Source organism: Flagellimonas meridianipacifica (genome assembly GCF_003001695.1).
Taxonomy (GTDB): Bacteria; Bacteroidota; Bacteroidia; order Flavobacteriales; family Flavobacteriaceae; genus Flagellimonas; species Flagellimonas meridianipacifica.
The window spans coordinates 450128-476530 of the sequence record NZ_PVYX01000001.1 but is presented as its reverse complement, the minus strand read 5'-3'; the positions used below and the strand labels follow the sequence as shown (position 1 = coordinate 476530).

Annotated in this window: 27 protein-coding genes; 13 read left to right on the top strand and 14 right to left on the bottom strand. The window is 39.5% G+C overall.

Annotation, left to right across the window (positions count from 1 at the left end; all coding sequences use genetic code 11):
* Positions 1-22 precede the first annotated feature (22 nt).
* The gene (locus CLV81_RS02065; protein ID WP_106143404.1) at positions 23-481 is read right to left on the bottom strand and encodes a GyrI-like domain-containing protein; all 459 of its coding nucleotides are present in this window, start codon (positions 479-481) and stop codon (positions 23-25) included.
* A gap of 92 nt (positions 482-573) precedes the next feature.
* Between CLV81_RS02065 and CLV81_RS02060 the strand changes: the two genes are divergently transcribed.
* A complete protein-coding gene (locus CLV81_RS02060) occupies positions 574-1485 on the top strand; it encodes an alpha/beta hydrolase family protein (RefSeq protein WP_106143403.1) in 912 nt (303 codons plus the stop codon).
* A gap of 29 nt (positions 1486-1514) precedes the next feature.
* Here CLV81_RS02060 and CLV81_RS02055 read toward each other — a convergent pair whose 3' ends face one another.
* From CLV81_RS02055 to CLV81_RS02030, 6 genes are all read right to left on the bottom strand, one after another.
* The gene (locus CLV81_RS02055; RefSeq protein WP_106143402.1) at positions 1515-2237 is read right to left on the bottom strand and encodes a helix-turn-helix transcriptional regulator; all 723 of its coding nucleotides are present in this window, start codon (positions 2235-2237) and stop codon (positions 1515-1517) included.
* Between the two features lie 103 nt (positions 2238-2340).
* On the bottom strand, positions 2341-3825 hold the full coding sequence (locus CLV81_RS02050; RefSeq protein WP_106143401.1) for a cellulose synthase family protein: 1485 nt from the start codon (positions 3823-3825) through the stop codon (positions 2341-2343).
* Complete coding sequence (locus CLV81_RS02045) at positions 3825-4514, bottom strand: glycosyltransferase family 2 protein (protein ID WP_106143400.1); 690 nt, start codon at positions 4512-4514, stop codon at positions 3825-3827. The genes CLV81_RS02050 and CLV81_RS02045 overlap by 1 nt, the downstream gene beginning before the upstream one ends.
* Positions 4515-4988 carry a toxin-antitoxin system YwqK family antitoxin gene (locus tag CLV81_RS02040; RefSeq protein ID WP_106143399.1) on the bottom strand — a complete coding sequence of 158 codons (474 nt, stop codon included), beginning with the start codon at positions 4986-4988 and terminating at the stop codon, positions 4515-4517. It lies immediately after the preceding gene.
* Between the two features lies 1 nt (position 4989).
* Entirely contained in the window at positions 4990-6594 is a 1605-nt protein-coding gene (locus CLV81_RS02035; protein WP_106143398.1) for a 4Fe-4S binding protein, read from the bottom strand.
* A gap of 16 nt (positions 6595-6610) precedes the next feature.
* Positions 6611-7960: an NAD(P)/FAD-dependent oxidoreductase gene (locus CLV81_RS02030; RefSeq protein ID WP_106143397.1), complete on the bottom strand. Its 1350-nt coding sequence runs from the start codon at positions 7958-7960 to the stop codon at positions 6611-6613.
* A 233-nt stretch (positions 7961-8193) separates the two neighbouring features.
* Here CLV81_RS02030 and CLV81_RS02025 point away from each other — a divergent pair, with 233 nt between their 5' ends.
* From CLV81_RS02025 to CLV81_RS02000, 6 genes are all read left to right on the top strand, one after another.
* Complete coding sequence (locus CLV81_RS02025) at positions 8194-8916, top strand: DUF547 domain-containing protein (protein ID WP_106143396.1); 723 nt, start codon at positions 8194-8196, stop codon at positions 8914-8916.
* A gap of 25 nt (positions 8917-8941) precedes the next feature.
* Complete coding sequence (locus CLV81_RS02020) at positions 8942-9835, top strand: hypothetical protein (protein ID WP_106144867.1); 894 nt, start codon at positions 8942-8944, stop codon at positions 9833-9835.
* A gap of 48 nt (positions 9836-9883) precedes the next feature.
* Positions 9884-10885 carry a glycoside hydrolase family 113 gene (locus tag CLV81_RS02015; protein WP_106143395.1) on the top strand — a complete coding sequence of 334 codons (1002 nt, stop codon included), beginning with the start codon at positions 9884-9886 and terminating at the stop codon, positions 10883-10885.
* The gene (locus CLV81_RS02010; protein WP_170068318.1) at positions 10885-11631 is read left to right on the top strand and encodes a hypothetical protein; all 747 of its coding nucleotides are present in this window, start codon (positions 10885-10887) and stop codon (positions 11629-11631) included. Before CLV81_RS02015 ends, CLV81_RS02010 begins: the two co-directional genes overlap by 1 nt.
* Before the next feature lie 80 nt (positions 11632-11711).
* A complete protein-coding gene (locus tag CLV81_RS02005; RefSeq protein ID WP_245911898.1) occupies positions 11712-12980 on the top strand; it encodes a POTRA domain-containing protein in 1269 nt (422 codons plus the stop codon).
* Positions 12981-13039: 59 nt separating this feature from the next.
* Entirely contained in the window at positions 13040-13966 is a 927-nt protein-coding gene (locus CLV81_RS02000; RefSeq protein WP_106143393.1) for an N-acetylmuramoyl-L-alanine amidase, read from the top strand.
* Between the two features lie 23 nt (positions 13967-13989).
* Here the strand turns inward: CLV81_RS02000 and CLV81_RS01995 are convergent, their stop codons facing one another.
* From CLV81_RS01995 to CLV81_RS01970, 6 genes are all read right to left on the bottom strand, one after another.
* Complete coding sequence (locus CLV81_RS01995) at positions 13990-14694, bottom strand: TIGR04283 family arsenosugar biosynthesis glycosyltransferase (RefSeq protein WP_106143392.1); 705 nt, start codon at positions 14692-14694, stop codon at positions 13990-13992.
* Positions 14681-15448 carry a DUF547 domain-containing protein gene (locus CLV81_RS01990; RefSeq protein WP_106143391.1) on the bottom strand — a complete coding sequence of 256 codons (768 nt, stop codon included), beginning with the start codon at positions 15446-15448 and terminating at the stop codon, positions 14681-14683. Before CLV81_RS01990 ends, CLV81_RS01995 begins: the two co-directional genes overlap by 14 nt.
* An 80-nt stretch (positions 15449-15528) precedes the next feature.
* The gene (gene arsM / locus CLV81_RS01985) at positions 15529-16494 is read right to left on the bottom strand and encodes an arsenosugar biosynthesis arsenite methyltransferase ArsM (RefSeq protein ID WP_106143390.1); all 966 of its coding nucleotides are present in this window, start codon (positions 16492-16494) and stop codon (positions 15529-15531) included.
* Positions 16491-17306, bottom strand: a complete 816-nt coding sequence (locus CLV81_RS01980; protein ID WP_106143389.1) for a purine-nucleoside phosphorylase — start codon at positions 17304-17306, stop codon at positions 16491-16493. Before CLV81_RS01980 ends, arsM begins: the two co-directional genes overlap by 4 nt.
* A complete protein-coding gene (locus CLV81_RS01975) occupies positions 17299-17925 on the bottom strand; it encodes a TIGR04282 family arsenosugar biosynthesis glycosyltransferase (RefSeq protein ID WP_106143388.1) in 627 nt (208 codons plus the stop codon). Before CLV81_RS01975 ends, CLV81_RS01980 begins: the two co-directional genes overlap by 8 nt.
* A 1-nt stretch (position 17926) precedes the next feature.
* Positions 17927-18433 carry a rhodanese-like domain-containing protein gene (locus CLV81_RS01970; protein WP_106143387.1) on the bottom strand — a complete coding sequence of 169 codons (507 nt, stop codon included), beginning with the start codon at positions 18431-18433 and terminating at the stop codon, positions 17927-17929.
* Between CLV81_RS01970 and CLV81_RS01965 the strand changes: the two genes are divergently transcribed.
* The 4 genes from CLV81_RS01965 (at position 18432) to CLV81_RS01950 (ending at position 23978) form a co-directional block, all read left to right on the top strand.
* Positions 18432-20069: a glycoside hydrolase family 32 protein gene (locus CLV81_RS01965; RefSeq protein ID WP_245911896.1), complete on the top strand. Its 1638-nt coding sequence runs from the start codon at positions 18432-18434 to the stop codon at positions 20067-20069. The genes CLV81_RS01970 and CLV81_RS01965 overlap by 2 nt on opposite strands.
* Before the next feature lie 96 nt (positions 20070-20165).
* Positions 20166-21980, top strand: coding sequence for a pyruvate kinase (locus CLV81_RS01960; protein ID WP_158259059.1), 1815 nt, complete (start codon positions 20166-20168; stop codon positions 21978-21980).
* Between the two features lie 129 nt (positions 21981-22109).
* Positions 22110-23102: a type I glyceraldehyde-3-phosphate dehydrogenase gene (gene gap, locus CLV81_RS01955; protein ID WP_106143385.1), complete on the top strand. Its 993-nt coding sequence runs from the start codon at positions 22110-22112 to the stop codon at positions 23100-23102.
* 429 nt (positions 23103-23531) lie between these two features.
* Positions 23532-23978 carry a DoxX family protein gene (locus tag CLV81_RS01950; protein ID WP_106143384.1) on the top strand — a complete coding sequence of 149 codons (447 nt, stop codon included), beginning with the start codon at positions 23532-23534 and terminating at the stop codon, positions 23976-23978.
* Positions 23979-23991: 13 nt separating this feature from the next.
* Here the strand turns inward: CLV81_RS01950 and CLV81_RS01945 are convergent, their stop codons facing one another.
* The gene (locus CLV81_RS01945) at positions 23992-24219 is read right to left on the bottom strand and encodes a hypothetical protein (protein WP_106143383.1); all 228 of its coding nucleotides are present in this window, start codon (positions 24217-24219) and stop codon (positions 23992-23994) included.
* 549 nt (positions 24220-24768) lie between these two features.
* Here CLV81_RS01945 and CLV81_RS01940 point away from each other — a divergent pair.
* A complete protein-coding gene (locus CLV81_RS01940) occupies positions 24769-25713 on the top strand; it encodes a YHYH protein (protein ID WP_106143382.1) in 945 nt (314 codons plus the stop codon).
* Between the two features lie 8 nt (positions 25714-25721).
* On the top strand, positions 25722-26396 hold the full coding sequence (locus tag CLV81_RS01935) for a hypothetical protein (protein ID WP_146129811.1): 675 nt from the start codon (positions 25722-25724) through the stop codon (positions 26394-26396).
* Positions 26397-26403: the final 7 nt, after the last annotated feature.

Below are 26403 nucleotides of genomic sequence, written 5' to 3'. Positions count from 1 at the left end.
TTCTTTTTTGATTAGATGAATATTAGGCCGTAGCCACTAAAATTTCTGCTTCCCCATTGGTAGGATCCAATGCTTTTTCACCATAGACTTCAATATCTGCGGTATAGGCTCTTTTCAAGTTTGTATTCCAGATTTTCATCCAGGTATTGATTACCGCATCTTTGGTTAAATCCCCTTTTGCGGTAAACTTTGTGTAGTTGGATGCTGGAACCATCTTCACGGTCATATCCTCTGGGATATTGTCCAAACTGGATACGTTACAGCCTATAACCAAGGTATAAGGTTGGAAATGGTCTCCTTCATAATCCGTGTACATGGCATATATGGTATTATCCACTTTGTTAGGGATACGATTTAGAACGTTCTCCCCTGTGAATTTTCGCCATAACCGGGGAATGTCTTTGTCACCTTTTCCAGGTTTGTTTGAGGTTCTTACTGCGATTCCGACAATGGTTAATTCTTCTTTTTTAGTGTTTGTCATGATGATTGTTTTTTAAGATATGTACAAAACTAAATCCAGTTTATGACAAGGGTGTGTCAGGGGTTGATTGAAAACTTGAATTTCTTTCAACCATGAATGTTTTTGTCTGGATTTTCCTTTATGAAATCGCTAACTTCACTTATCGGTTCATGTTTTATCCATATCGGGAAATGAGGGAAATCGAAATAACATCCAATTCCGAGACTTTATCAGCCACTTTGTTCGAGAACGATTCTAGTGAAATAGTCCTAATTATCGCCTCTGCTACCGGAGTAAAGCAGGAGTTTTATAAGAAATTTGCTCAGTACATTTCAGATAATGGAATTACTGTTATCACCTTTGACTACTATGGCATAGGGAGTTCTTTAAAAAAACCGATTACAGAGTTAAAAAACAATGCAGCGGATTGGGGTAGAAATGATTTGGAAAGTGTACTTCAATTCGTCAAAAACAACTATCCAGAATCAAAAAAGATTGTTCTAGGGCATAGTATAGGTGGTCAATTAATAGGACTTGCAAAGTCGTCTGAAGACCTGGATAAAATAGTTTTGGTTGCCGCTCAATCTGGATATTGGAAATATTGGAGAGGAATTGGGAGATTAAAAATGTGGTTCAATTGGCACATTCTTTTTCCAGTTCTTCTAAACTCCTTTGGATACTTGAATTCCAAGAAAATAAGTGGAATGGAAAATCTTCCAAGGAATGTGGCAAACCAATGGCGGAATTGGGGTAAGAACAGCGATTACATCCTTAGTGATGAATCGATAAAGGATACTTTCTATGAGAAAATAAAGGTCGATATTACTGCATTTAGTATTGAGGATGATGATTTTGCCCCGCTAGCAGCGGTTCAATGGATGACACGACAATACAAAAACGCCATTAAGAAATCGATTCATCTTAAACCTGAGGATTTTACCTCAAAAAAAATTGGACATTTCGGAGTATTTAAAGAGAAATTTCGAAATACAATTTGGGTACAGATTTTGAATGAAATAACGTAACATACTACGCTAATAAATGACATAAAAGCTTATTGATTCCCGTAATGGGAATCATTCTCATTATACCTGTCATATGACTTATAATATTCTTCCAAAGTCATGTTATGCGATTCAAACTCTTCGTAAGTGTTTGTGACCTTTTGGATGTGGTCAATTCGGAACACTCTAAAAGCTTTTCTTAATCGACAATACGCAATTAACAACCATTTTTCTTGGGTACTGTATAAAGCAAAGGGCTCTATATCTCGGTTGGTGGATTTGTTCTCCAAGGAGAGATACTCAATATTCAAGACTTGAAAGTTGGTCAATGCCGATTGAATCCGCATAAGATAACTACTCGTCGTTTGGCGTGAAAAATTATCGGTAAAATAGATTCGGTCTTTGAGCAGACTGGCCTTATCTTTTTGCGAACCTTTTAAAAGGGCCTTAATTTTTAAAATAGCTTCGGTATAGTACTGCACAAAGGATGCATCTTTGTTTTTTAAAACAAGTTGTTCTGCAGTAATTAGAGCATTGGCCTCATCCTCAGTAAACATTACCGGGGGTAGTTGATAACCCTCCATCATGGAGTAGCCCTTACCTTCTTCCGTGACTATGGGTACTCCAGATTTTTCCAGCGTTCGTATATCTCGATATATGGTCCGGATACTAACATTGTGTTTTTCGGCCAAGGTCTTGGCTGTGACAATCCTAGAGGATTGTAACTGGGTCAATATGGCTGTGAGCCGTGATAGTCTAGGTTTTTCTTCCATGCTACATCAGAAATGGGCTAGCTTAAAAGATAAAAGTAGCCATTTTAATGTGCCCAAAAAACCCAATGAGATTCCGAAATAGATTCGGTATGGAACAAAAAAACTACGCCTTTGCAGTCAAGGATTTAAAGAAAACGAAACTAAATCCTAAAAACAACATCAAATGGAAAGGAAATAGTCCATAATCGTTCAAAGGAATTGCGCTATACATTCCAAATAGGAAGTACACCATGAGGGCGAACTCGATGACCATATTTGGAGATAGTTTTTTGGCGAGGTATTTATTGCCTTTCCAACTATCTGTAAGACTATTGATATTGAATTTTGGCGTCCTTACAAATTCACTCCGTTTACCCATATGACCTTCCATAACTGCGATGGAATTATGAAGGGAAAACCCTAAAGCCACGGAGAAGAAGGTAAAGAACAATTTGATGTAATCCACGAAGTTATCAAAACTACTGCCCTGAATACTTTTGTAGGTAAACCAATAACAAATAAAAAGAATAATGGTACTGATTATAAAGAAGCTTGTTACTTGAAAAATCCAACCCAAATGGCCGTATGTGTTTTTGATGTAGAGCATGGGTATGCTTAACAAAGCCACGATAAATACACACAAAAACATAGAGCTGTTCAACAAGTGCATCACTCCATGGAATTTGGTGCGGAATGGAATATTTTTGGCGGTGATGACGCTCCAAACGGTTTTTCTAAAGTTTTCTGCACCCCCTTTGTTCCAACGGAATTGTTGAGAACGTGCTGCACTCATTACCACAGGTAGCTCGGCTGGAGTTTCTACATCTTCCAAATACTTAAACTTCCAGTTCTTCAGTTGAGCACGATAGCTCAGGTCCAAATCTTCAGTTAGGGTATCACCTTCCCAGTTTCCTGCATCTAGGATACACTCTTTTCTCCAAATGCCTGCAGTACCGTTAAAATTGATGAAGTGTCCTTTCGAGTTTCTACCTACTTGTTCTAACGTAAAGTGTGCATCCAAAGCAAAAGCTTGAATCCGAGTAAGGGTTGAATAATCTCTATTAATGTGACCCCAACGGGTTTGGACCACACCGATTTCTTCATCTTTAAAATAAGGGACGGTCTTTTTTAACCAATCGCTCTCGGGTAAAAAGTCAGCATCAAATATTGCGATGAACTCTCCTTTGGCTATTGCTAGACCTTCTTTGAGTGCTCCTGCTTTAAAACCTTGTCTATTTTCTCTTCGAATGTGTTGGATATCCAGACCGGTTTTTTGGAGTTCTTCAATTTGTTTTGCTGTCTCAATCACAGAATCATCCGTGGAGTCATCCAATACCTGAATTTCCAGCTTACTTTTAGGATACTCTATTTGAGCAATATTATCCAAGAGTCGTTCCATTACATATTCCTCATTGTAAATCGGAAGTTGTATGGTCACATGAGGTATTTCTTTAGGGTCAAGGAGATTGTACTTGGGAGCCTCCTCGTTTTGTCTTTTCTGACCGAGATAATTAATCAAAAGATTCAACTGTGCCAGGCTATAGCAGAAAATCAATATCAGTGCGGTACTGTAAATGGCAATGATGATAAAAGCAATTGTTAGTCCCATTATTTTAAACTGTATTTAAAGATCCAACCCAAGATTTTTACGCCAGCAAATATAGTACCTTTTACGGTTCCTGAAACTTTTGAGACGCCAATTCTCTGTTTATAACGTACTGGTACTTCGATATATGACATTTTTTTTCGCAAAATTTTCAATTGCATCTCCACAGTCCAGCCATAAGTTTTGTCCTGCATCTCCAAAGCTTTGAGCTTTTCGTATTTTAGGGCACGGAAAGGTCCTAAATCCGTAAATTTTGCCCTAAAAAACAAGCGCATCAAAAAAGTAGCCAATTGGTTCCCAAAAACCTGCTGTGGAGTCATAGAACCCGGTTCACGAAGTGATTTTTTTCGTGCACCAACCACAAAATCAATGTCTTTTTCTAAAATTGGAGCCACTATCTTATCCAATTCTTCCGGATAATCAGAATAATCTCCGTCAATAAATACGATGATATCGGGCTTTTTGGATTGTTGGTCCACATAATCCATACCCTTAAGGCATGCATATCCATACCCTTTTCTATTTTCTGTTAGAACCGTGGCCCCTGCTTTTTTCGCGTTTTCAACCGTGTTGTCGGTAGAACCATTGTTCACCACAATGACCTCGGAAACAGAATTTGGAATTTCAGCAACTACCTTGGCAATGGAATCCCCCTCGTTCACCGCTGGGATGATAACTTTAATATCTGCCATTTATTTTAAATCGGAAAGTTTGTTTTCTTTCTTGAAGCTTCTGAAATCATACCATTCCTTTATTTTTTTTCCATTGCTATATTTTTGGGCCGACTTCAGTTTTTCATTTTTGTATTTGAGACAGTACCCATTTTTTACTCCCTTATGTAGTTGGCATTTGTGATTGATTTTCCCATTTTCATCATAGAACAGCCACCATTTCACCATGTTGCCCTTGATGTAATGACCTTCCATGTCCAATTTGCCATCTTTTGTATAAAAGTACCAATAACCTACTTTAAGATTGTTTTTGAAATGACCCTGTTCCCTGATTTTCCCATTGGGAAAGTAAAATTTCCAAAAATCCTCTTTGGAATCTCCTTTTTTCCACCCCTGTGACTTTATAGAACCATTGTTGTGGTATTCTCGATGGTACTCTTTTTTTAGGGAAACAGGAGAAGCCAAAAAAATGAAAACCAGTAAAAAGCGTAACATCTTATTTTGAGTTCACCAATTCCATTAAATCAACATCATTCCCCAACAACACTTGATTGCTGTCTATTCTTCCCTGTAAAGGACCATTTTCCAGTTTTAGCACACCTCTTGGGCAAACCGCGGAACAAATACCGCATCCCACACAGCTGGAACGCACAATATTTTCACCTTTTTGGGCGTAGGCTCTCACATCGATACCCATTTCACAATAGGTAGAGCAGTTGCCGCAGGAAATACATTGACCCCCGTTGGTGGTTATTCTGAATTTTGAGAAAAGTCTTTGTTGAAAGCCCATCATCGCAGCCATAGGGCAACCAAATCGACACCAAGCTCGGTTCCCAAAAATGGGATAGAATCCGGTTCCAATCACACCAGAAAAGATACTCCCAATAAGAAATGAGTAGTTTTTTCTAAGTGCACCTGATTTGAATAAAAAGACATGTCCTTCGCCACTAAAAAAATGAATGGCAATCAATGAAATGATAATTACGAAGTATCCAATGGCCCCATATTTGGCATCTTTCTGTAGTTGGTCGCGCTTGAAAATCATAACCCAAGCGAACACTAAGGTCAACAATGCGGCGACACCTAAAAGAAAGGTAGTCTTGGTCAACCAATATTTGCTAGTATCGTTCCCTAAATAGGAATAGATTACAGCGGTAGTCATAAGGGTAACAAAAACCACGACACTGTGAATAACCCATCTCTCAATTTTCCAAGCCTTAACCGACTTATCACTCAATTGTCTGAAAGGGTCACCAATAGTTTCTGCCAGGCCACCACATCCGCATACCCAGGAGCAATACCACCGCTTGCCAAATTTGTATGTCAAAAAAGGAGTAATCACAAAAACGGAAAGGATAGCAAAAATGAGCATGGCAAAGCCTATGTCACCGGAGCTTAAAAACCCTTTTATTCTATACGATTCAAAGTTGTAATAGTTGAGTGGCCAGATGTTTTTTAAATCCAAGAAAGGAAGGCTACCTCCTTGAAGTACGGAGCTACCGTTCAATCTAGCCATGAATTCAGGAATTAAAAAAGCAAATGAAGTCTGAAAGAACATCACACTCATAGTCCTTATCCTTTCATATCGATTGTGGCGATATTTCCACATAAACTTTATCCCGAATGCCAAAATAGCTACAGTATACAACGCGCCGTAAACAAACCATTGACTTGCCGGATTACCACTCAAAGCCTTGCTCAGCGGGTCGAACAGGCCTATAACACCCTTATTGTCGCCTCCATTTACCAAACCTAGATATTCAGGAAAAAAATACAGAATCACATAAAAAGTGGTAATGGCCAGACCTGCTATCCAGCCCCAAAACCCAAGGTTGGTAAGCGATTTGAACCAAACCCCATCGTTCTTGATGCCTGGATATTTCCCCTTATACTGTTCCCAGGAAAACCATATGGTACCGCCTGAAATTGAAACTAATGAAAGGGTAAGCCAAAAGGCTTTGTTAGGAAAGCTCACATTAAATGTAGCCAACAACAAAATGGCCAATCCTAGCATGCCCACTATGGACGCGATTTTTTGATTTAGGTTAATTTCTTTGGGAGGCTGACCGGTAAGGGCCATGCTTCTATCGTAAGTGCTCATGATATTAGGATTGTCTTTATGTGAGTTGAAATATTCTTTTGAAACTTTTCTTTTTGGGTTTTATTGAGGTACCCCTATCCGAGTTGTACTTGGATAGAATCGCGGATTCATGATGCTTGTAGAATTCCGGGTCGAAATTGGCGTCTGCCAAATGCTGCATTACATAGTTAACATCCTTTTCTTGGGTCAACCACCTATCAAACATTTCATGTCGCATACGAATTCCAAATGTATTGATGCCTAGAAACTGTTCCGTTTCTTTATTATAAGCTACTGTAATGCAAAGTTTTTCTGAAGAATGTCTCCAATGAAAATGTGCCTCATAATCCTTCATACCCCTTTCGGAAAACACCCAACCATAGGTTTGGTATTCGATATCCAAAAATTTAGCTGAATTAAACCAGTGTCCTGGTTTGTACTCTATGCGGTTGCCGCAAATGGTTTGGGCAACGGTTTCCCCCATCATTCGTCCGGTATACCAAACTGCTTCAATAGGTCTTCGATTGCCAATGGCCTCATGTTGCTCTGCACAATCACCTATGGCGTATACGTCCGGAATATTGGTTTCAAGATGGCGGTTCACTTTGATTCCTCTCCCTAATTCAATTCCTGAATCTTTCAGAAAATCCATATTTGGAGTCACGCCAGCTGTTAGCCCTACCATATCGCAAGGTAACTCTTCACCGGTTTCTGCAATGATCACCGATTTTACTTTGCCATTTTCATCCGAAACTATTTCTTTTAAGTTTGTGGCTAAACGCAAATCAATATGATGCTCCAGAATGTGTTCATTAATCATCTGGGATTCTCCTTCCGGTAAAACACCGTTCCAAAAGCTACTTTCCCTTACTAAAAAGGTTACTGGAATATCTCTAGTACGCAGCATTTCGGCCAATTCGATTCCAATAAGTCCACCTCCTACGATAACTGCTCTTTTGCAAACTTCTTTGTTTGGAGCATTGACTTCCAGCAAATCCAAATCCTGTTTAGAGTATAATCCTTGAACCCCATGAAGGTCTTGACCAGGCCACCCAAATTTGTTGGGTTTGGAACCTGTGGCCAGTATCAGTTTATCATAATGCAAGGTGCGTGAGCCATCAAGGGTAAGTGCCTTGTTCTCTGTGTCCACCTTGTTTACAAAAGCATTCACGAGTTCAATCCTATTTTTTTCCCAGAACCAATTTTCATAAGGTTGGGTATGCTCAAACTTCATGTGACCCATATACACATACATCAAAGCGGTTCTAGAAAAAAAGTAATCGGTCTCGGCAGAAACAATAATGATTCTTTTGTCGGATAGTTTTCGGATATGGCGGGCGGCTGAAACACCTGCAATACCATTCCCGATAATTACAATGTTCTCCATGAGGTATTATTGGTTGTTGGTTGTGTCGTTTTTAAAGATAGGAACTTATCAAGAGTCTTCAATTTAGAAAGAATTTAAATTTCAACCATTACCGTAAGGTTATTCTTCAAATAGCGAACTCGTAACACTCTGATTATTAAAATCTTAAATATATCATAAAAATTTAACAGTGCTGTATGGTGTTAAAATGACCCTCGACATAATGGTCAGTTTTAATCAACAAAACAATTGAAATGAAAACAAATAAAACACTAATCGTACTCATGTTTCTGGTTCTAGCTCAATTTGGGTTTGGTCAGAAGACCTCTGACTTTTTCTCTAAAGCCGATGCTTTTTTCAGCACTTATGTTAGTAATGGCAGAGTAGCTTATAGTGAAATTAAAGCTAATCCTGCTTCATTGGATGAACTTTTGGCGATAGCCAAGGAAATTCGAGTGACTAAAGATGATGCAAAGACCTACCAAGCTTTTTGGATTAATGGGTATAATCTTTCCGTCATAAAGGGAATTGTGGACAATTACCCGATAAAATCCCCTTTGGATAAAGCTGGTTTTTTTGATAAGAAAACATATGACATCGGCGGGGAGAAGACTACACTGAATGATATCGAGAACAAACTGTTGCGTGCTGTTTTCCCACAGGAATCACGCTTTCACTTCGTGCTTGTTTGTGCGGGTCTTGGATGTCCTCCCATAATAGATGCAGCCTATACTCCCGCAAAGTTGGAGGGACAATTGCAAACACAGACCCAACTGGCCTTGAACAACCCAAACTTCATTCGGGTCAAAGGAAAAAAGGTCAACCTATCACAAATATTTGAGTGGTATACCGGAGATTTTACCCAAGGAGGTAAAAACTTGATAGAGTACGTAAACCAATATCGCAATGAAAAACTGGACCCAAAAGCTAAGGTGGGTTACTATAGCTATGATTGGGCCCTAAATGAAACCAAATAAAAGTAAAACGACTATTCAACACATCATGAAAACAATATTTAAAAATACCTTTTTTGCCCTATTTTTTCTGGGAGCGGCTGTTGTATCTGCTCAGGACGATGACCAATCCGGCAGTAACATACAGAATTTGACACCTTCCAAACTTATTGGTAAAGGACAATGGGACATTAAATTGTTCAACAATCTGTACACGCAAACCGAGAGTACATTTGAAGCAGAAGATGGAATTCGACAAAACTTTTTCACCTCTACCTTAGAAGTCTTTACGGGAGTATCGGATACTAAAAGGGTAAATGTTGGGGTTATCGCAGAATACAGGGCCAATGGTAGAGATTTTAACCTAGAAAATGGCACTACAGAGCGAAGAAACACCTCTGGTCTGACTTCAATTGCACCATCCATCAAAATAGTTCCGTTTAAAAGAGTAGGCAACTTTTCCATTCTAAGTTCTTTTTCCATTCCATTGATTAGTCAAGAAGTGGACGACAATGGAGTGTTCCTAGATCAGGATGGATTTACTTGGCAAAATCGTTTCTTCTATGATTACACATTTCCAGGTAAAAAGTGGCAAATTTTTTCAGAGATAAATTCTGAATACAACTTTGGGGATGATGCGGTACAGGACGCGAATGGCATTACAGTTGAAGGTAGCTTTGCCAACAACAGTCTTCGGTTAACCCCAGGTATATTTTTGAGCTATTTTCCCAGTAGTAAGTTTACAGTATTGGTCTTGGGTCAGCATACCGAATTGATAGATTTAGGAAACAATTTTAGTCAGAATTTCACTGCCCTGGGAGGTGGTGCCAAATATCAATTGACTAAAGAATTAAATGTTGAATTCCTATATACAAACTTTGTGAGAGGAAGGGATACAGGGCTTGGAGAGACATTTAACATAGGTTTACGAGCTGTTTTCTAGACAGAACCTTACATAAAAGCCTAAATTAGAAGTCTTAATTCTCAAACTATGAAGAAATTAGGACTTCTTTTTTTATGCATGCTCCAGTTTTCTTGTACCAGTCAAAAAAAAGAAAAAATAAATGGGGTAAGTTTTGTAGGGTCACGAGAAAAAGTCGACCAAAACCATATAGAACCGGTTTTAGAGGTCAATGCCAACTATGCGGCGGTAATGCCCTTCGGTTTTGCTAGGAACCTTAGCTCACCAAAAATAATCTTTGATACAGAAAGACAATGGTTTGGTGAAACTAAGAAGGGCGCGAAGCAGTACATTGAAATGCTTAAGAAAAATGGGGTTAAGGTAATGATGAAACCCCAGATTTGGATTTGGCGTGGAGAGTTTACCGGGGATATGATGATGGAATCAGAAGAAGATTGGAATACTCTGGAAAGTACGTACGAGGACTTTATTCTCACCTTCGCAAAATTGGCTCAGGAAACCAAGTCTGAAATATTTTGTATTGGAACGGAGCTGGAAGAGTTTGTGAAGTATAGACCGGACTATTGGAGTAATCTGATCAAAAAAATTAAAAAGATTTATACAGGGAAGTTGACATATGCGGCAAATTGGGATGAATTCTCTAGAACCCCATTCTGGAAAGAACTGGATTTCATAGGTGTGGATGCCTATTTTCCACTTTCTGAAGAGCGTTATCCAACCATGGAAGAACTCAAATCAGGATGGCAGCCTTGGAAGACCAAATTGGTGGACTTATCAAATACTACCGATAAACCAATTCTTTTCACTGAGTTTGGATATAGAAGTATGGATTATACGGCCAAAAAACCTTGGTTGGTGGACAGAAACCAAATGGATGTGAATCTTCAGGCTCAGGCAGATGCCACTCAGGCCATCTTTGATGAATTTTGGAACGAGGACTGGTTTGCAGGAGGATTTATATGGAAATGGTTCATACATCATGATAGATCGGGTGGCGCTGAGGATAACCGTTTTACACCACAAAACAAACCTGCGGAAAAAACGATACGAGATTTTTTTGCGAAACGCTAATGAAGAAGTTTAAAGTTGCTTTTGCTTTATTATCATTAATCCTGTCATCTTGTTCTTCAGACGGGGAAGATGAGGCTATCCTAGATGCCATTCGATTGGACTCTTTTTTGGAAGGGAGAGAAGTGGTTTTGGATAATGTGATTGCCTGTGCGGCAAGTAACAGAAATCCAGAATTAGTAAGCGTTTTTTTATACCCCCGACCAGGTGTGAGCAACATCAGATATTTTGAAACGTCTACGGCTGAGGTAGATAAGAATGATTTTGCCCAGTATACAAGTAAGGAGCTTCCTTTGTTTGATGTATTCAATGGTCATTTGCTTAGGTACGAAATTGAACCAGAAGAAGAAAAATGGGTCATTGTTAGCTTTGAGGAAGAGGGAGACGTGCATGTTTCAAATCCCATTCGGTTAAAACAGCTTTCCAAGCCCACTGAGTATTTGTCAGAAAATGTAATGACCGACCTTTCAATGGGTACTATGCCGCAATTTACTTGGGAAGATGGTCGCTTTACCGATTCCCGAATATACTTCCATGTGGTTACCAATGCCTTCAACGATTTTTTATCAGGCACATATACTTTTGAAAGAAGGTTTCAGTATTACAAATTGGATAATGTGGTATTGAACATTACCGAAGAAACTCCTCCAATACTAACTCCAGGTACACCGTATGGTTTTACCTTACTTGCAGTAAGTGAAGACAATTGGGTGAACTTGTTCTCCGAAATACCTTTTGAGCTTGAATAGGTTAGGTATTGGTAGTAGAATCGCAATTGAGTTTGGTTTATTTAGAGCCAATGGGTTAGCTTTATTAAAAAAGAATTGCTGTGATACATAGGTGCTTGGTTACCTTAACCGTTTTTTTGGTTGTGTTCTTTGGATACGGCCAAACACCTACCATAGCCAGCCTAAAAATTCAGGGAAACGAAAAAACCAAGACCTCTTTCCTTGAAAAAATCATAAAACTTGAGGTTGGTACATCTTTGGACACCACCAAGATGGAAGAGGATATGTACCGACTTAAGCGATTGCCTTCGGTTTCCCATGCGTATTATCAAGTCTCTGAATCCTTTGCCGAGAATCAGGTAGACGTCGTTTACGGAATTGAGGAAAATTTTACCTTAATTCCCTTTGCCAGTATTTTCACCTCTAATGATGATGAATTTGCGTTTCGGGTTGGATTGCAGGAGTTCAACGTTCTTGGTCGTAATATCACTTTAGGTGGCTTTTATCAAAGAGACATTTTTGACTCTTTCGGAGCACATATACGGGCTCCAAATATCTTTGGCCGAAGATGGGGTTTGGCTCTCAGCTATCAGGATTTAACCACAGAAGAACCTGTTTTTTTGGATAACGGTAGTGCAGATTACCGCTACAACAATGAATCCATAGAGGCTTTGGTCCTGTTTCAACTCAACTTTAAAAACAGATTTGAGTTTGGAATCAATTTTTTTACGGAGGACTATCAGTTTCTTTCAGGGGATACGGACCCAAGCGTTCCCTTGGCTTTACGGGTCAACAAACATTTGCTGAAATTGCTCTATAATTATGATGCAATTAAATTTCACTACCAATATCTCTCTGGATTTAAAAGCTCGTTGAATCTACAATACGTCAGAAGCGATGATGGGCAGCTCCCACCATTTTGGATTGGTTTTAACGATTTTACCTATTTTCTCAGGGTGGGTGAAAAAGGAAATTGGGCAAGTCGACTACGATTGGGATTGTCCAGCAATCTGGATACACCATTTGCTCCGTTCGCAGTTGATAATAACTTGAACATACGTGGAGTAGGAAACCTTATTGATCGTGGTACCGCCGCTATTGTTTTAAATACGGAGTATAGACATACCTTGATAGATAAAGATTGGTTTGTACTTCAAAGCAACGTTTTTGTGGATGGTGGGTCTTGGAGAAATCCTGGGGGTGATTTCAGTGATTTTGGAGATGATCAAAACCTGAGAATTTACCCAGGTATGGGGCTCCGTTTTATTCATAAACGAATATTTAATGCCATTTTTAGGATTGATTATGGTCAAGGTATAACCCCAAACTCTTCCAGAGGGGTGGTTTTCGGGATAGGACAGTATTTTTAGTGCGTTTTTCCCGTCATTTTTTCGGATATTTGTAAAGCATCCCAGCAAAATTCTTTTTGATGAAATACAAACTCGCATTAGTACTGTGGGTGTTTCTGGTATGCACTCTATTTGCCCAAGAAAAAGCCTATAAGGTTGTCGCCGAACCTGGTGATGGTATTTATTCCATACTGCGAAAACAAGGATTGGACCCTGTTAAGCATTATCAAGAATTTGTGGAACTCAATCAGGAAAACATCAAAGATGGCAGTTTTCTGCATGTGGGAAGAGAGTACTATATTCCCTATGCAGCTGAATCTTTTAAAAATGTAGGGGTTAGGGTTTTTTTGGCTTCTGATACCGAAGAACCAGTATTTGAAAAAGAACTTAGAAAACTGTCCAGGAAGAGCGATGCGTTAAAGGATGTGGTCTATTATTTGATTACCGAAAATGGCGAAAAAGCATCGAGTAGTTTCGCTAAGGAAGTAGAACTCAATTTGGCAAAGACACTTCTAGAAAATGGGGCCCACGTGTTTGTGCTTGAACAAAAGGGCTTTGAGTATTCCAATAAAGAACAGGAGGGTATTGAGCTGATGGGAGCATATGTGGAAGCAGTAAACAAAAGATACCTAAAGCATTTTGGAAAATACCAAAGGCTGCTAATTATACGTGCCAACGGACAAATTAAAGGTAAAATAGATGTCTCTGTATATCATCATAAAAAAAGTGATGAAGGAAAGCGATTGGCGAAAAACCTGAGAGAAGTCTTTCAAAAGAACAGCGTTAAGAATCGTTCATACAAAAGTATAGAGGCCATTATTAATGATGACAATACGCTATACCTGGCCAAAAATGTGCTGCCAGCCGTGAGTTTGTTGGATATTGATGGAACGTCTGCCCAATCCAAAAACAAGGGAATAGAAGTAGTGTCCAATAAAGCAATTTTGGCCCAATGGTTGGCCAATGGAATTCTAAAGGATTATGCCGACCTAAAGATAGAAGAGTGAATCTCTAAAATTCAATCATCTCCTTAGGTCAACAGATTTTTGCGATAATAGCGATACAATTCTTCAGGACCAGCCCCCATGTAGCTTTTTAAGTGAATCATCCCAAAGTGGAACTGGACTTTTACCCATCCTTTATCTCTATATTTTCTTGCTGAAGTAATCACGTATTCAGGAAGAACTTTGAATTCCGTCTGCTCATATAGCCGTTGAATGAATTCCGTGTCCTCATAAATAAAATAGTCCTCGTTAAAACCTTCGGTTAGTTCAAAAAGGTCTTTTTCAATAAAAAGAGATTGGTCTCCTCCTCGGCATAAGGTGTGGTTTATTCGTGTAAGCCAACCAAAAAGACGAAGCATCGGATTTTTTGAATCAAATTTCATCCGAAAACACCCAGATTGACTCCCATTCTCTACAGCCTCTAGTATTGTTTTATCAAATCCTTTGGGGGGGAGAGTGTCTGCATGTAAAAAATAAAGGATGTTTCCTTTGGCATGTCTGGCACCCGCATTCATTTGTCTGGCTCTGCCTCTTTTGGAAGAAATTACCGTTGCCCCATATGATTTTGCGATGTCAACCGTACGGTCTGCACTCCCTCCATCAATACAGATTATTTCTTCTATTTGCGAAGTTGTGGCAGACGAATAAAGGTTTTTCAGGACAGTACCCAAGCCTTTTTCCTCATTCAGTACAGGAATGAGAACACTTATTTTCGGATTACTTTGCATCATTTAAACTCCAATCATAATCCAAATAACTAATGCTCGCTTTTTCGTTTATCGGGTTGTCTAAATATTGGTTAATGTACTCTAAAAGAGAACCATTTTCTGTAAAATCGCCTTTGTACCACTTGAAAATCCTTGATAATTGCGCCTTTCCGTTTTGGAAGCGGTTACGTTTTGTATCATTTACAAAGTCTTTGGCAGTTATGGATAGTAGACTATCCATATTTTGGGCGGTAAAGGCTGTGTTCAGTAATTTTGGACAGGAGTATGAGGCACAATTGATGGCGAAGTGAATTCTGGGTTCGTTCATTTTACGCAAAACCTCGTGTTCTATATCATTTAGGGAGGTGGTAATATTCCCCACCGTAATCCACTTTTTCTTCCACCTGTTGGGAATGTCCTTTATGCTTTTAGTAGGATAGTTGTCTACTATTAGTTTTACCGTGGCCGCGTTGTAGAGATTGATATAGTAAGCCAACTTATCTTCTTTTGTCCAAGAACTGGTCGGGGGTGTATTTGAAAGGTTTTTGATATAGGATTCTAAGGATTGGATATCAGTTTTGAATCCTTGGTAGTTCACATTGCCCTGATCATCCACATACTTTTTCAATAAATCGTTCCATGAAGTATGGTCTGGCTTCTCAGTCTCAATATCAATCTTTTGAATCAAACTATTGGAATCAAAAACAGTATTCTGAGTAAGCTCGGGTTGGCAATTAAATAGTGATGCAAACAACAAAGTGTAGCCCCAAAAATTCATAGCAATTGATTTTGTGGTTTTATGTTGTAAAAGAAGTCTAAAAAAAAGGGCAAAACTTTCATTTTGCCCTTAAAAATCTTTTAGCAACAGCCTCCACCGTCGTAGTGCCATGTACTCTCACTTATATGAATCTCATCTGAAGCTTCCGCAAGAGCCGCCGCAGTTTTATCACATACGGCCAAAGGTTGATTTTGTTGTAGAACATGACCCTTATGATCATCAAAATATTCTTCGTTACCATAATATATCGCTGTTTTTCCTGTGAATATACAGGGACCATCTGTAGGCATAGGGTCTTTTATAGCAGCAATTTCAATAGATTCGATATGAATTAATTCGTCCGTTGGGTAATGATTTGGTGTCAAGACCCTATATGATTTTCTAGCACGGATTTCAATGGTTCCGAAACCAGCATCGGTCAAAACTTTTACATAATCCCTAATCGGAATACTACCACTTAAGCATAGCGCACGAAGACGGTCGTCATTGCGGAGTTCTTCATTCATAGGTTGTTCACAAGTAGGATCGCTCATCACCAGTCTTCCATGAGGTTTAAGAACTCGGTACATTTCGGAAACTGCTTTTTTCAAATCCTCCATCTTAAAGATGTTGAAAAGGCAATTCTGGGCCGCTACGTCAATACTCTCATCTTCTACAGGTAGATTTAAGGCATCTCCCTTTACCAGATTAACGTATTCGCTTTTGAACCAATCGTTTTCTTCTTCAGCTATTTTGAAGTTATTTCGAGATGCTTCCAACATTTCGTCCACAGAGTCCACTCCAGTCACTCCTGCAATTTGCCTTGAGAAATATGCAAACTGAAGTAGTTCCATGCCACCTCCCACACCTACGTACAGCACTTTAGGGTCATTGACCAAGTCCTGGGCAGAAACTGTACTTCCGCATCCATAATTCATTTCCTGCATAATTTTGGGGATGGACAATCCAGGGAACTGCCAAACGGGATTTGTGGTACAGCATAGGCCTACATCTGGGGTCAAGGCCGCTTCTTTATACAAATCTTGGGTTGCATCTAAATAACTCATATTTCCTTAATTAATTCTTTAAACAGTTGTATCATTTTTGGTTCGGTCTTTCCTGCTATTTCAATAATCTCCTGAATATTAATAGGTTGTAGATTGTCAGGATCACATTCGTCGGTCAAAACCGAAACGGCTACAATTGGTAGTCGTAAATGATTGGCGACAATTACTTCCGGTACAGTACTCATTCCAACGGCATCAGCCCCCAATATTTTCAACATGCGATACTCCGCTTTGGTTTCCAGTTGAGGTCCAACTACAGAAACATAGACTCCTTTTTGGAGAGAGATGTTCTCCCGCTCAGCAATGTCCTCTATTTTCTTACGCATATTTGGGTCGTAGGGTTCACTCATGTCTACAAACCGATCACCGAATTCCACAACATTCTTAAATGCCAAAGGAGAACCTCCCTGCAAATTGATATGATCTTCAATGAGCATGATATCTCCTTTTTTGAAATCAAGATTAATGGCTCCGGCGGCGTTGGAGACAAATAGTTTTTGAATCCCTAACCCGTGCATCACGCGTATGGGGTATGTAATGTCCAAAAAATCGTACCCTTCATACAAGTGAAAGCGTCCTTGCATTACCACTACTTTCTTCCCTTCAATAGTCCCATAAATCAGTTTACCGGAATGGAATTCCACGGTAGCCAATGGGAAATAGGGTATATGGTTGTAATGAGCCTCAATCGGGTTTTCAATCTCTTCTACCAATTGTCCAAGGCCTGTACCCAAAACGATGCCGATTTCTGGCGATTCAAAGCCTCTTTTTTTGAGATATTGTAATGATTCTTCGACTTGTTTTTTAGTCATTTTTCATGTGTTTTAAAAAAGGTTGAAATGCCTCATCATCCTTTATATCTTCATAATGGTCCACATCATTCTTTTCCTCCAGCAACAAAATGTTTTCTTTTTCAAGGTCTTTTAACGTGTCACTCAAAACAGTATCAGTACCCCAAGATTTATTTTGGAACAACTTAGCATTTTGAACGGTCATGCCCAAAAGGTAGTATCCTCCATCTTCAGCCGGACCAATTACGTAATCATGCGCATCAAGACTGGAAAAAGCCTCTTCCAAATCCGCTTGGGATAGGTTGTACATATCACTACCAATGATAATGATTTTTTTAAAACCTGAGTCAAAACCATTGGCGAAAGCATGTTCCATACGTTTTCCTAAATCGTCACCTTTCTGTAATCTCTTGTCGTACAAAGTATTGTCCCAAATATCATCTTCCCAAATGTTCTCAGAGTAATAAACATGCTTACTGGAATTTAGATTATTGGTAAATTTTGCAGTATGGTTGAGAAGGAATTTATAAACTTCCAAAGCAGCAGAGTCGCCTATTTTGGAGGCTAGCCGGGTTTTACACTTCCCAAGTTCAGGATTTCGAGTGAAAATAAGTAACAGGTTGGTTTCTCGCTGGTTCAAACTAATTCTTTTTGGTCGAGTATACTTTGGTTCCGTTGGTCAAAAGCAGTCCCCATTCCTTACTATATGCATGCACTTTTTCGGTTTCTTTGCCAGATTCATCAAAAACAGGATATCCTAGATTTTTCCAAAGGAAGATACCCCCAAACAGGTTTTTGACGTTTTTATATCCAGCCTGCAAAAGCTTTTCACCAATATCTTCTGATCTAACACCAATAGAACAATAAACCACGATGGTACTTTCTTTATTCGGTATATGGGTTTGAATCCTACTAAAATCAAAATTAGAGTAACCTGACCAAATTGCATTTTCAAGGTGACTTACCATAAACTCGTCCTTCTCGCGAGCGTCCAAAATCACCATATCTTTCATGCTTGAAAGGTTTTTGGGTTGGATGTATTCTACACTTCCTTCATTTAAATCGTCCAAAGATTGACGGATGGAAGACTGCCCAACTAATCCGAAGGAAATGGAAAAACTAAGAAAGAGAAGATAGAGCTTGAACATGAGTTCAAAATTAAGGACTCGCCCCGATATTTTTGGTCTGCAAGAAAACAATTATGGTTATCTTAAGGGTAATTTAAGTTTCCTGCCCATGAATCGATTTTTTATCCTTCTTTCTGCCGTTACTTTGTTCTTGGCTTGTAAACCCAAAAAGGAAGTAAAAAAGGAGATTGTTGAGAACCCTGGAATCTATACCGAGATGTACCGTCCCCAATATCATTTTAGCCCGGAAGAAAAATGGATGAACGACCCCAATGGGTTGGTCTATCACGAAGGAATATATCACTTGTTCTATCAATATTATCCGGATGATATAGTTTGGGGACCAATGCACTGGGGTCACGCAATAAGCAAGGATATGGTGCATTGGGAACACAAACCTATTGCACTTTACCCGGATGAGCATGGACTTATTTTTTCAGGTAGCGCCGTAGTGGATAAGAAAAACATATCTGGATTTGCCAAGAATGGAGAAACGCCTTTGGTGGCCATGTTCACCTATCATTTAATGGAGGGTGAGAAATCTGGAAGGGATGATTTTCAAACCCAAGGCATCGCCTACAGCTTGGATAATGGGGAAACTTGGGAGAAATATGCTGGCAATCCGGTAATAAAAAATTCTGGAATTCGGGATTTTAGGGACCCAAAAGTGTTCTGGTATGAAGAAACGGAACAGTGGATTATGGTTTTGGTAGCTGGGGACCATGCTAAATTTTATAGCTCAGCCGATTTAAAAGACTGGAGATACGCGAGTGATTTTGGTAAAAGGCAAGGTGCCCATGGTGGGGTTTGGGAATGTCCAGACCTATTTGCGTTACCAGTTGAAGGGACTGAAGAGAAAAAATGGGTGCTTCTAATCAGTATCAATCCTGGAGCTCCCAATGGCGGAAGTGGTACTCAGTATTTTATTGGAGAATTTAATGGAAAACGATTTACATCCAACCAAAAAGAACCCAAATGGCTGGATTACGGTACAGATAACTATGCTGGGGTAACTTATAATAACACGCCGGATGATGAGCGCATATTTATTGGATGGATGAGCAATTGGGACTATGCGCGGGACACACCTACAGAAAAATGGAGAAGCGCTATGACACTCCCAAGGAACTTAGGGTTAAGAAAAGTGGAAGATGATTACTTTTTGGTCAATTACCCATTACAGTCAGTGGATGACATAGCAAAATCTGTTTTGGCTCGATTGGACGATGTGAAGCCAAATAAACAGGAAACCATTTATCTTGAAGGATTGCATCAATCACAGATTAAGTTCAAAACCGCATCCAAAGATTTCATGCTTAGTATAAAAAATGCTTCTGGAGAAAAAGTTGATTTGATAATGGATTCCAAAAGTGAATCCTTGCTTTTGGATCGCATGAAATCGGGTCAAATGAGTTTCCAGGCAGAGTTTGGAAATAAAAAACATTATGCCCCAATACAAAGACTTGGTAAAGAACCCTATGAAGTGAGTATATTTTTGGATTGGTCTTCCATTGAGGTATTTGTGGATGGTGGGCTCTATGCCATGACTGACCAAATCTTTCCTACTGAACCGTTCAATGAACTCATTGTGGAAAACAAAGATTCAAATCATGCTATTCAACAGATATCCATCTTGGGGATGCAGTCCATTTGGTAAGGTGAAAATGTTGATATTGTAAATAGCTTGACAAAAATCAGTCTTTTTAAACAGTTTTATTAGAAAATTTGTCGAACAAAACCCCTCCTAAAGATAGTGGCTCCGGACCAACTCACTTCAATAAAAGACCAAATAGGCAATTTGATAAAAATTGTCCATGACCAGGAACAGGATAATACAGAATTACTTGCGGAGGTTTGTTTTCCATACTTAGGGAGTGCAAAAAATTTACTTCACTATGGCACGGTTAGGAATTATGATTTGCGAGAGATACAAACGAAACTAAAAGAATTGGGTCTTTCGCGTTTGGCGAATGCGGAAGGCAATATTTTGGAGAGCCTTATCAATACTCACAATCTTCTTAAGTTTTTGACTAATGAAAATGGGGAATTTGTACAGAACGGCGAGCTGGAAATAGGGAAGGGCAAAAGAAAACTTGAAGAACATGCTGAAGCTCTTTTTTCAAATGGCGGAAAAAATAGGAGGGTCAGGATTATGGTTACCATGCCTACCGAAGCTAGCACAGACTATGAAATGGTGTTGGAAATGGTGAAAAATGGAATGGACTGCGCTCGCATTAATTGTGCACACGACTCACCCGAAGTTTGGAAAAAGATTGTGGAAAATCTGCGAAAAGCTTCAGAAGCCTGTAACGCGAATGTGAAGATTGCCATGGATTTGGCTGGGCCTAAAATCAGGACGGGAGCTTTGGGAGAAGGCCCGAAAGTGAAAAAATTCAGGCCCAAAAGAAATGATGAAGGTGTCGTGGAAAGCCCCGCTGCAATTGTTTTGGTTCCGGAAGACAAGCAGAGCAGAGGTCCCGATGAAATTCCAGTTCCTTCACAATGGATAGAATTGGTGCAGCTAGGAGATAAGTTTGTTGTTCAAGACGCTCGAGGGAAGACTCGAAAGTTGGTGGTGACCCAGGTTGCAGAAAATACGGTTTTACTTCAATGCAGAAAGACCATATACCTAAAAACGGGAATGCAATTGGTTTCCAAAAGAGTTTCATTACCCAATGCTGTTTTAGGGGAGATTTCCCCCAAGGAAAAGGCCATCGAGGTGCATGTAGGAGACACTCTAATTGTAAAGGGGCATGACTCCATTGGAAGTTTGCCCAAGTTTGATGAAAAAGGAAATCTGGTTAATCCAGGGAGTATCGCTTGTCAGCCACCTTCGTTGGTCGAAAAAGTAAAGGAGGGGGCACCCATACTTTTTGATGATGGAAAAGTTGAAGGTGTTATTGAAAGGGTTCATGACGATAGTTTTGAAGTGAGAATTGTAAAAGCAAGACAGGGAGGTACTCAGCTCAAGGCTGAGAAAGGAATCAATTTTCCAACCTTGGACCTTGGTTTTTCAGGTTTAACGGCAAAGGATAAGGAAGACTTAAAGTTTATTGCCAGATATGTGGATATTGTCAGTTTTTCTTTTGTCAATACAGAATCTGATGTAGAGGAGCTACTTGAAGCATTGAACGATTTGGAGGTACTTGACAAAATTGGGGTGATATTGAAAATTGAGACCCGTTTTGCCTACAAAAATCTAATGAAAATTTTGCTGAAGGCCATGAAAACCAAGCCTATTGGAGTAATGATAGCCAGAGGGGATTTAGCCCTGGAGGTGGGATGGGAGAACATGGGAAAGGTACAAGAGGAAATACTTTCCATATGCAGTGCAGCCCATGTTCCTGTGGTATGGGCCACACAGGTATTGGAGGGTTTGGCCAAAAAGGGCCTGCCATCACGTTCTGAAATCACCGATGTGACATCCTCTCTACGGGCGGAATGCGTCATGCTAAACAAGGGCCTCTATATAAATGAAGCTATTTCCCTTTTGGATAAAACACTGGAAAGTATGGAGGAATTACATAGCAAGAAAGAGGGACTGTGGCCTAAAATGGATAACTTATAAATTTAGCAATTTGATAACCATTTTATTGCGCTTAGCCTTTTGAAGAAAAGGTGGGCAATATGTAATTTATAGTCTGGTTTTTGGACTAAGTACGTAGCAAACAATGAGTAACTTAAAGACACATTAGATATGAAAATTGGAATAAACGGAATGGGCCGAATCGGAAGGGCCGCATTAAAAGTAATAAACGAAACTCCGGGTCTAGAAGTAGTAGCGGTAAACGATATTGTTCCTGTTGAGAACATAGCCTATTTACTTAAATACGATACCGTTTATGGCGTGTATGACAAAGAAGTTTCTCACGAAGAGGACGCTTTGGTAGTAGATGGAAATAAAATCCAGTTTACCTCCATCAGAACCCCTGAAGAATTGCCATGGGGTGAATATGGGGTAGATTTAGTGATAGAAAGTACTGGGGTTTTCACCAAGGGTGAAGATGCAGAAAGACATTTAAAAGCTGGAGCAAAAACTGTGATTATTTCGGCTCCCACTAAAAGCGTGGATACACCCACTGTGGTTCATGGAGTAAATTCTGTTGATGGGGAAACCAGTGTATTTTCCTGTGCCAGTTGTACTACCAACAATATTAGTCCGGTAGTTGAGGTGCTAGGTAGGCGTATTGGTATCAAAAAAGCGATAATGACCACGGTTCACGCGTACACTGCTTCACAAGGAATGGTAGATGCCCCTTCCAAAAAGAATTTTAGGATGGGTAGAGCCGGAGCGCAAAACCTGATTCCTACCACAACAGGAGCGGCAATTGCTACTACCAAGGCATTACCTGAATATGCTGGTAAATTTGATGGGGTAGCGATTCGGGTTCCTGTGCCTATAGGTTCCATTTCTGATTTGACCTTTGTAACCGAAAAGGAGGTTACACCGGAAGAAGTGAACCAAATTTTGGTGGAGGAAGCCCAAACAGATCGCTACAAGGATGTTTTGTCAACTACAGATGAACCTATTGTGTCTTCCGACATAATTATGAGCCCCTATGCTTCAACAGTGGATTTGGCCATGACTCGAGTTGTAGGCGGTGATTTGCTTAAGGTAATGACCTGGTATGACAATGAGTGGGGCTTTACCAATCAAATGGTCAGGCAGATTCTGGAAATCAAAGGATGAGCATAAAACAAAATAAGGGAAGCAAACTGCTTCCCTTATTTTTTGGTTGGTTGTTCATGTAAATGAGACACCCTTCTGGGTGGAGACTTCTTGACAGGCCTAAAGGCCTTTTTTAGTTCATATAATGGTACAAGCTATTGATGAGTGCAAAAACAGAACAAGCCACCATCAAGTACCAAAAAGCATAGCCTATTTTTTCTTCTACAGTGTTCATTTTTGAATGGGTTATTAAAGGTTGAATTTTGATTTCTTTTCGAAATTACTGAAAAGTACGGGTAGATCTTTTTAGCTTTTTATTCTCTGTAGGGGAAAAGTCATAGGTGGTAAAAAAAAGAGTATAAATGGAAATGGGTCTAAAAAGAAATTCTATACGGTAATGTGGTTAAAAAAACAAAAAATGCTACTATTGCCAGACCTTAACTAATAGATATGAATTTTAACAAAGTGGACCAGGCCATTGCGGAACGCATGAGCCATTGGGGAATTCCTGCGCTGCGTATTTCTTTTGCCATTATCTTTTTCTGGTTTGGTATTCTAAAACCATTTGGACTTTCATCGGCAAGTGAACTGCTCAAGGATACCGTAGCATGGCTTCCTTTCGGTCAACCAGATACTTGGTTGGTGGTCATTGGCTGGTGGGAAGTGGCCATTGGGATTACCTTTATGTTTAAGCGGACCACACGAATAGCCATAGCGCTTCTTTTTCTGCAAATGTTGGGTACGTTTATGCCCTTTGTGTTTTTGCCCGAGGTAACTGTGCAGAACGGAAATTACTTGAAACCTACTTTGATAGGACAGTATATCTTAAAAAATGTCATGATAATATCTTCCGCGCTCATTCTGGGCGGAACTTTTTATCAAAAAAAGAATATATAACTAGGCAATGTGCTTATACTAGCGGAGTACCTTTTAGACGCTTTTCTATTTTTCTTTTCTTTTCGGTGATGCTCTTCATCACATCCATAAGTTTGGAATCCTTGGTCTTCTTGTAGATTTCGTTTATGGAAAGTATAAGTTGTTTAGCTTCTCTTGAAGCTTTTACGCGGTCACTGGTGGACATATGGCTAAGAGTCCTATTGTTGAACTCCTCTGCTTGAAGTAATAACTGCTCCGTCATTTTGTGTGTAATTAATCTAGTTTATTTAAAATTAGTCTAGATTGGGTAAATATAATCCTTAGTTTGATATAAAAAAGTTATAGCACCATTCATTTTGTAGATTTATGAAAATCTTAAGAAAGTAGTCAATGGACTACAAAAGAAAAGTAAGGTTTTCCATCTATTTCTCATCTTTTTCGCTCCAAATCATACCAAAACAAGTCTGGTTCTCTTTTTAAGTTGTATAGGTCCTGTATAGGTGTGTTTCACATGAATCTTCGCGTAAGGGTCAGGGTCATCTATTCGAAAAGAGAGTTCCAATTGTTTTTTGTGTATACGCAAAAGCCCATCTACCAAAGGCTGGGTTAGACAAATACGTGGCCCTGTTTGGTATTTGGATAGGTCAAAAGCCTAAAAAAAGGAAAACCCCTAGAGTCTATGGGGAAGTTCTTGTTTGATGAAAATCCAGAGCACAACTAGGGTGTTAAATAATCTTAAAACTCAAAACATGGGTTAAACCTATGTAATAGGCCGAAGTCTTAGGGACATAATCTCCAAAACAACATAGCCATGAAATCCCTAAGACACATTTCTTGCATTGCCTTTGTATTCTTTGTTTCGTGTTCTACTTCAGATGATTCTGAAGTTACCCTATTGGAAGATGATTCGGATTCTCTTCTGGACTGCACGAATCCGTCCAGTATTTTTACCATCAACTTGGACCCAACGGATTGTGATATTGATATTGAAACCGAGTTGGGTATTGTTTCCTTGTATTCTGAATCCATTTCAGGGACTACCAGAAAGATTACGATTAATGGAGTGGCCAATCACCTTGTGGGGGAGTTTCCCAATTCAGGCAACCCAAGTACCATAGCCGAAACGAAGGAAAACTACACTATGACCATGGAGCCAGAGCTTGCAGCCAGTGTAACGAATGGGCAAGGATATACTATGGCCATCTATTTTTCGGGTGTTGTAGGAGAACCCTATACTGCAGAGTATTTTGTTGGGTCGGACGGAACCATTAACCGGGACTGGAACATAACGACCTTACAATCAGAAAGAAGTTTGGGCTTGGACTGCAATAACGCCCATGCGCAGCCCACCGGACGATATCACTATCATGGTACACCTTCAAATTATGTTTCATTGGAGGGTATTGACGGTTCGGAAATGGTAAAAATTGGATACGCCGCCGATGGTTTTCCGATTTATTACAAGTATGCCTATGCCGATGATGGAGTCACTCTAGTGGACTTGAGCAGCGGATACCAGCTAAAGACAATAGAACGGGGAGGGGATGGAATAGGCGCACCTAATGGATGCCCAGATGGGCTTTATTTTCAGGATTACGAATATGTGGATGGCATTTCCAGTTTGGACGAGTGCAATGGCATGTTTGGTAAAACCCCAGAATCAGATAACGAATATTTTTATGTGGTCACGGATAATTTTCCCTCCTCACCTTTGTGCTTTTCCGGTACTCCCGATTCCAGTTTTTCTTTCAAATAAAAAAGTAGATGATGACCAAAATTATTTCCCATGGCTTGGTTGTGTTGTTTTTCATGTGGACAACAACCCTATTTTCACATCAACCTAATCAGTTGACATATACTTTTACATTGGACGGGGAAACGTCCACTTTGACCATTCGTTTTACGCCAAAGACTCTTCTTGATATTTTAGAGTTTGTAAAACCTGGATTAAGGGATTCTTCAAGAATCAATTTGAATAACTACAAAGATGAGCTTTGTGAGTATTTCGGAGAGCGGATTCTGCTTAATGAAAACAGTTTGCGAGGCAAGTTGTCCATTACGGAAATGAACTTGATTGCCCATGAAGCTTTTATCACATTCGTTTCGGATGATTCACTTGATTTTTCAAAGGGCCTTCATATAAAAATCAATTGTCTCGCAGATGTATACAATCGATTGGAAAACTTTGTGTTCATCAAACATCTGAAATCAACTGACAGATATGCCTTGTCCAAAGAAAATAGAACTGCAGTTTGGGAATTTCCCGATTCCGCCAGTAAAAAGGAACTTGGGTCTTTTGGAATCGAACCGTTTTGGATGGTTCTATTGCTCTCCCTGATTTTTATGTGCCTATCGTTTATCCTCATAAAAAGAAAAAGCAAAGACAATGAGCCTAAAAAGATTAAGGGTGTTCTAGTCAAATTGAAACACGGTAAATAATCTATCG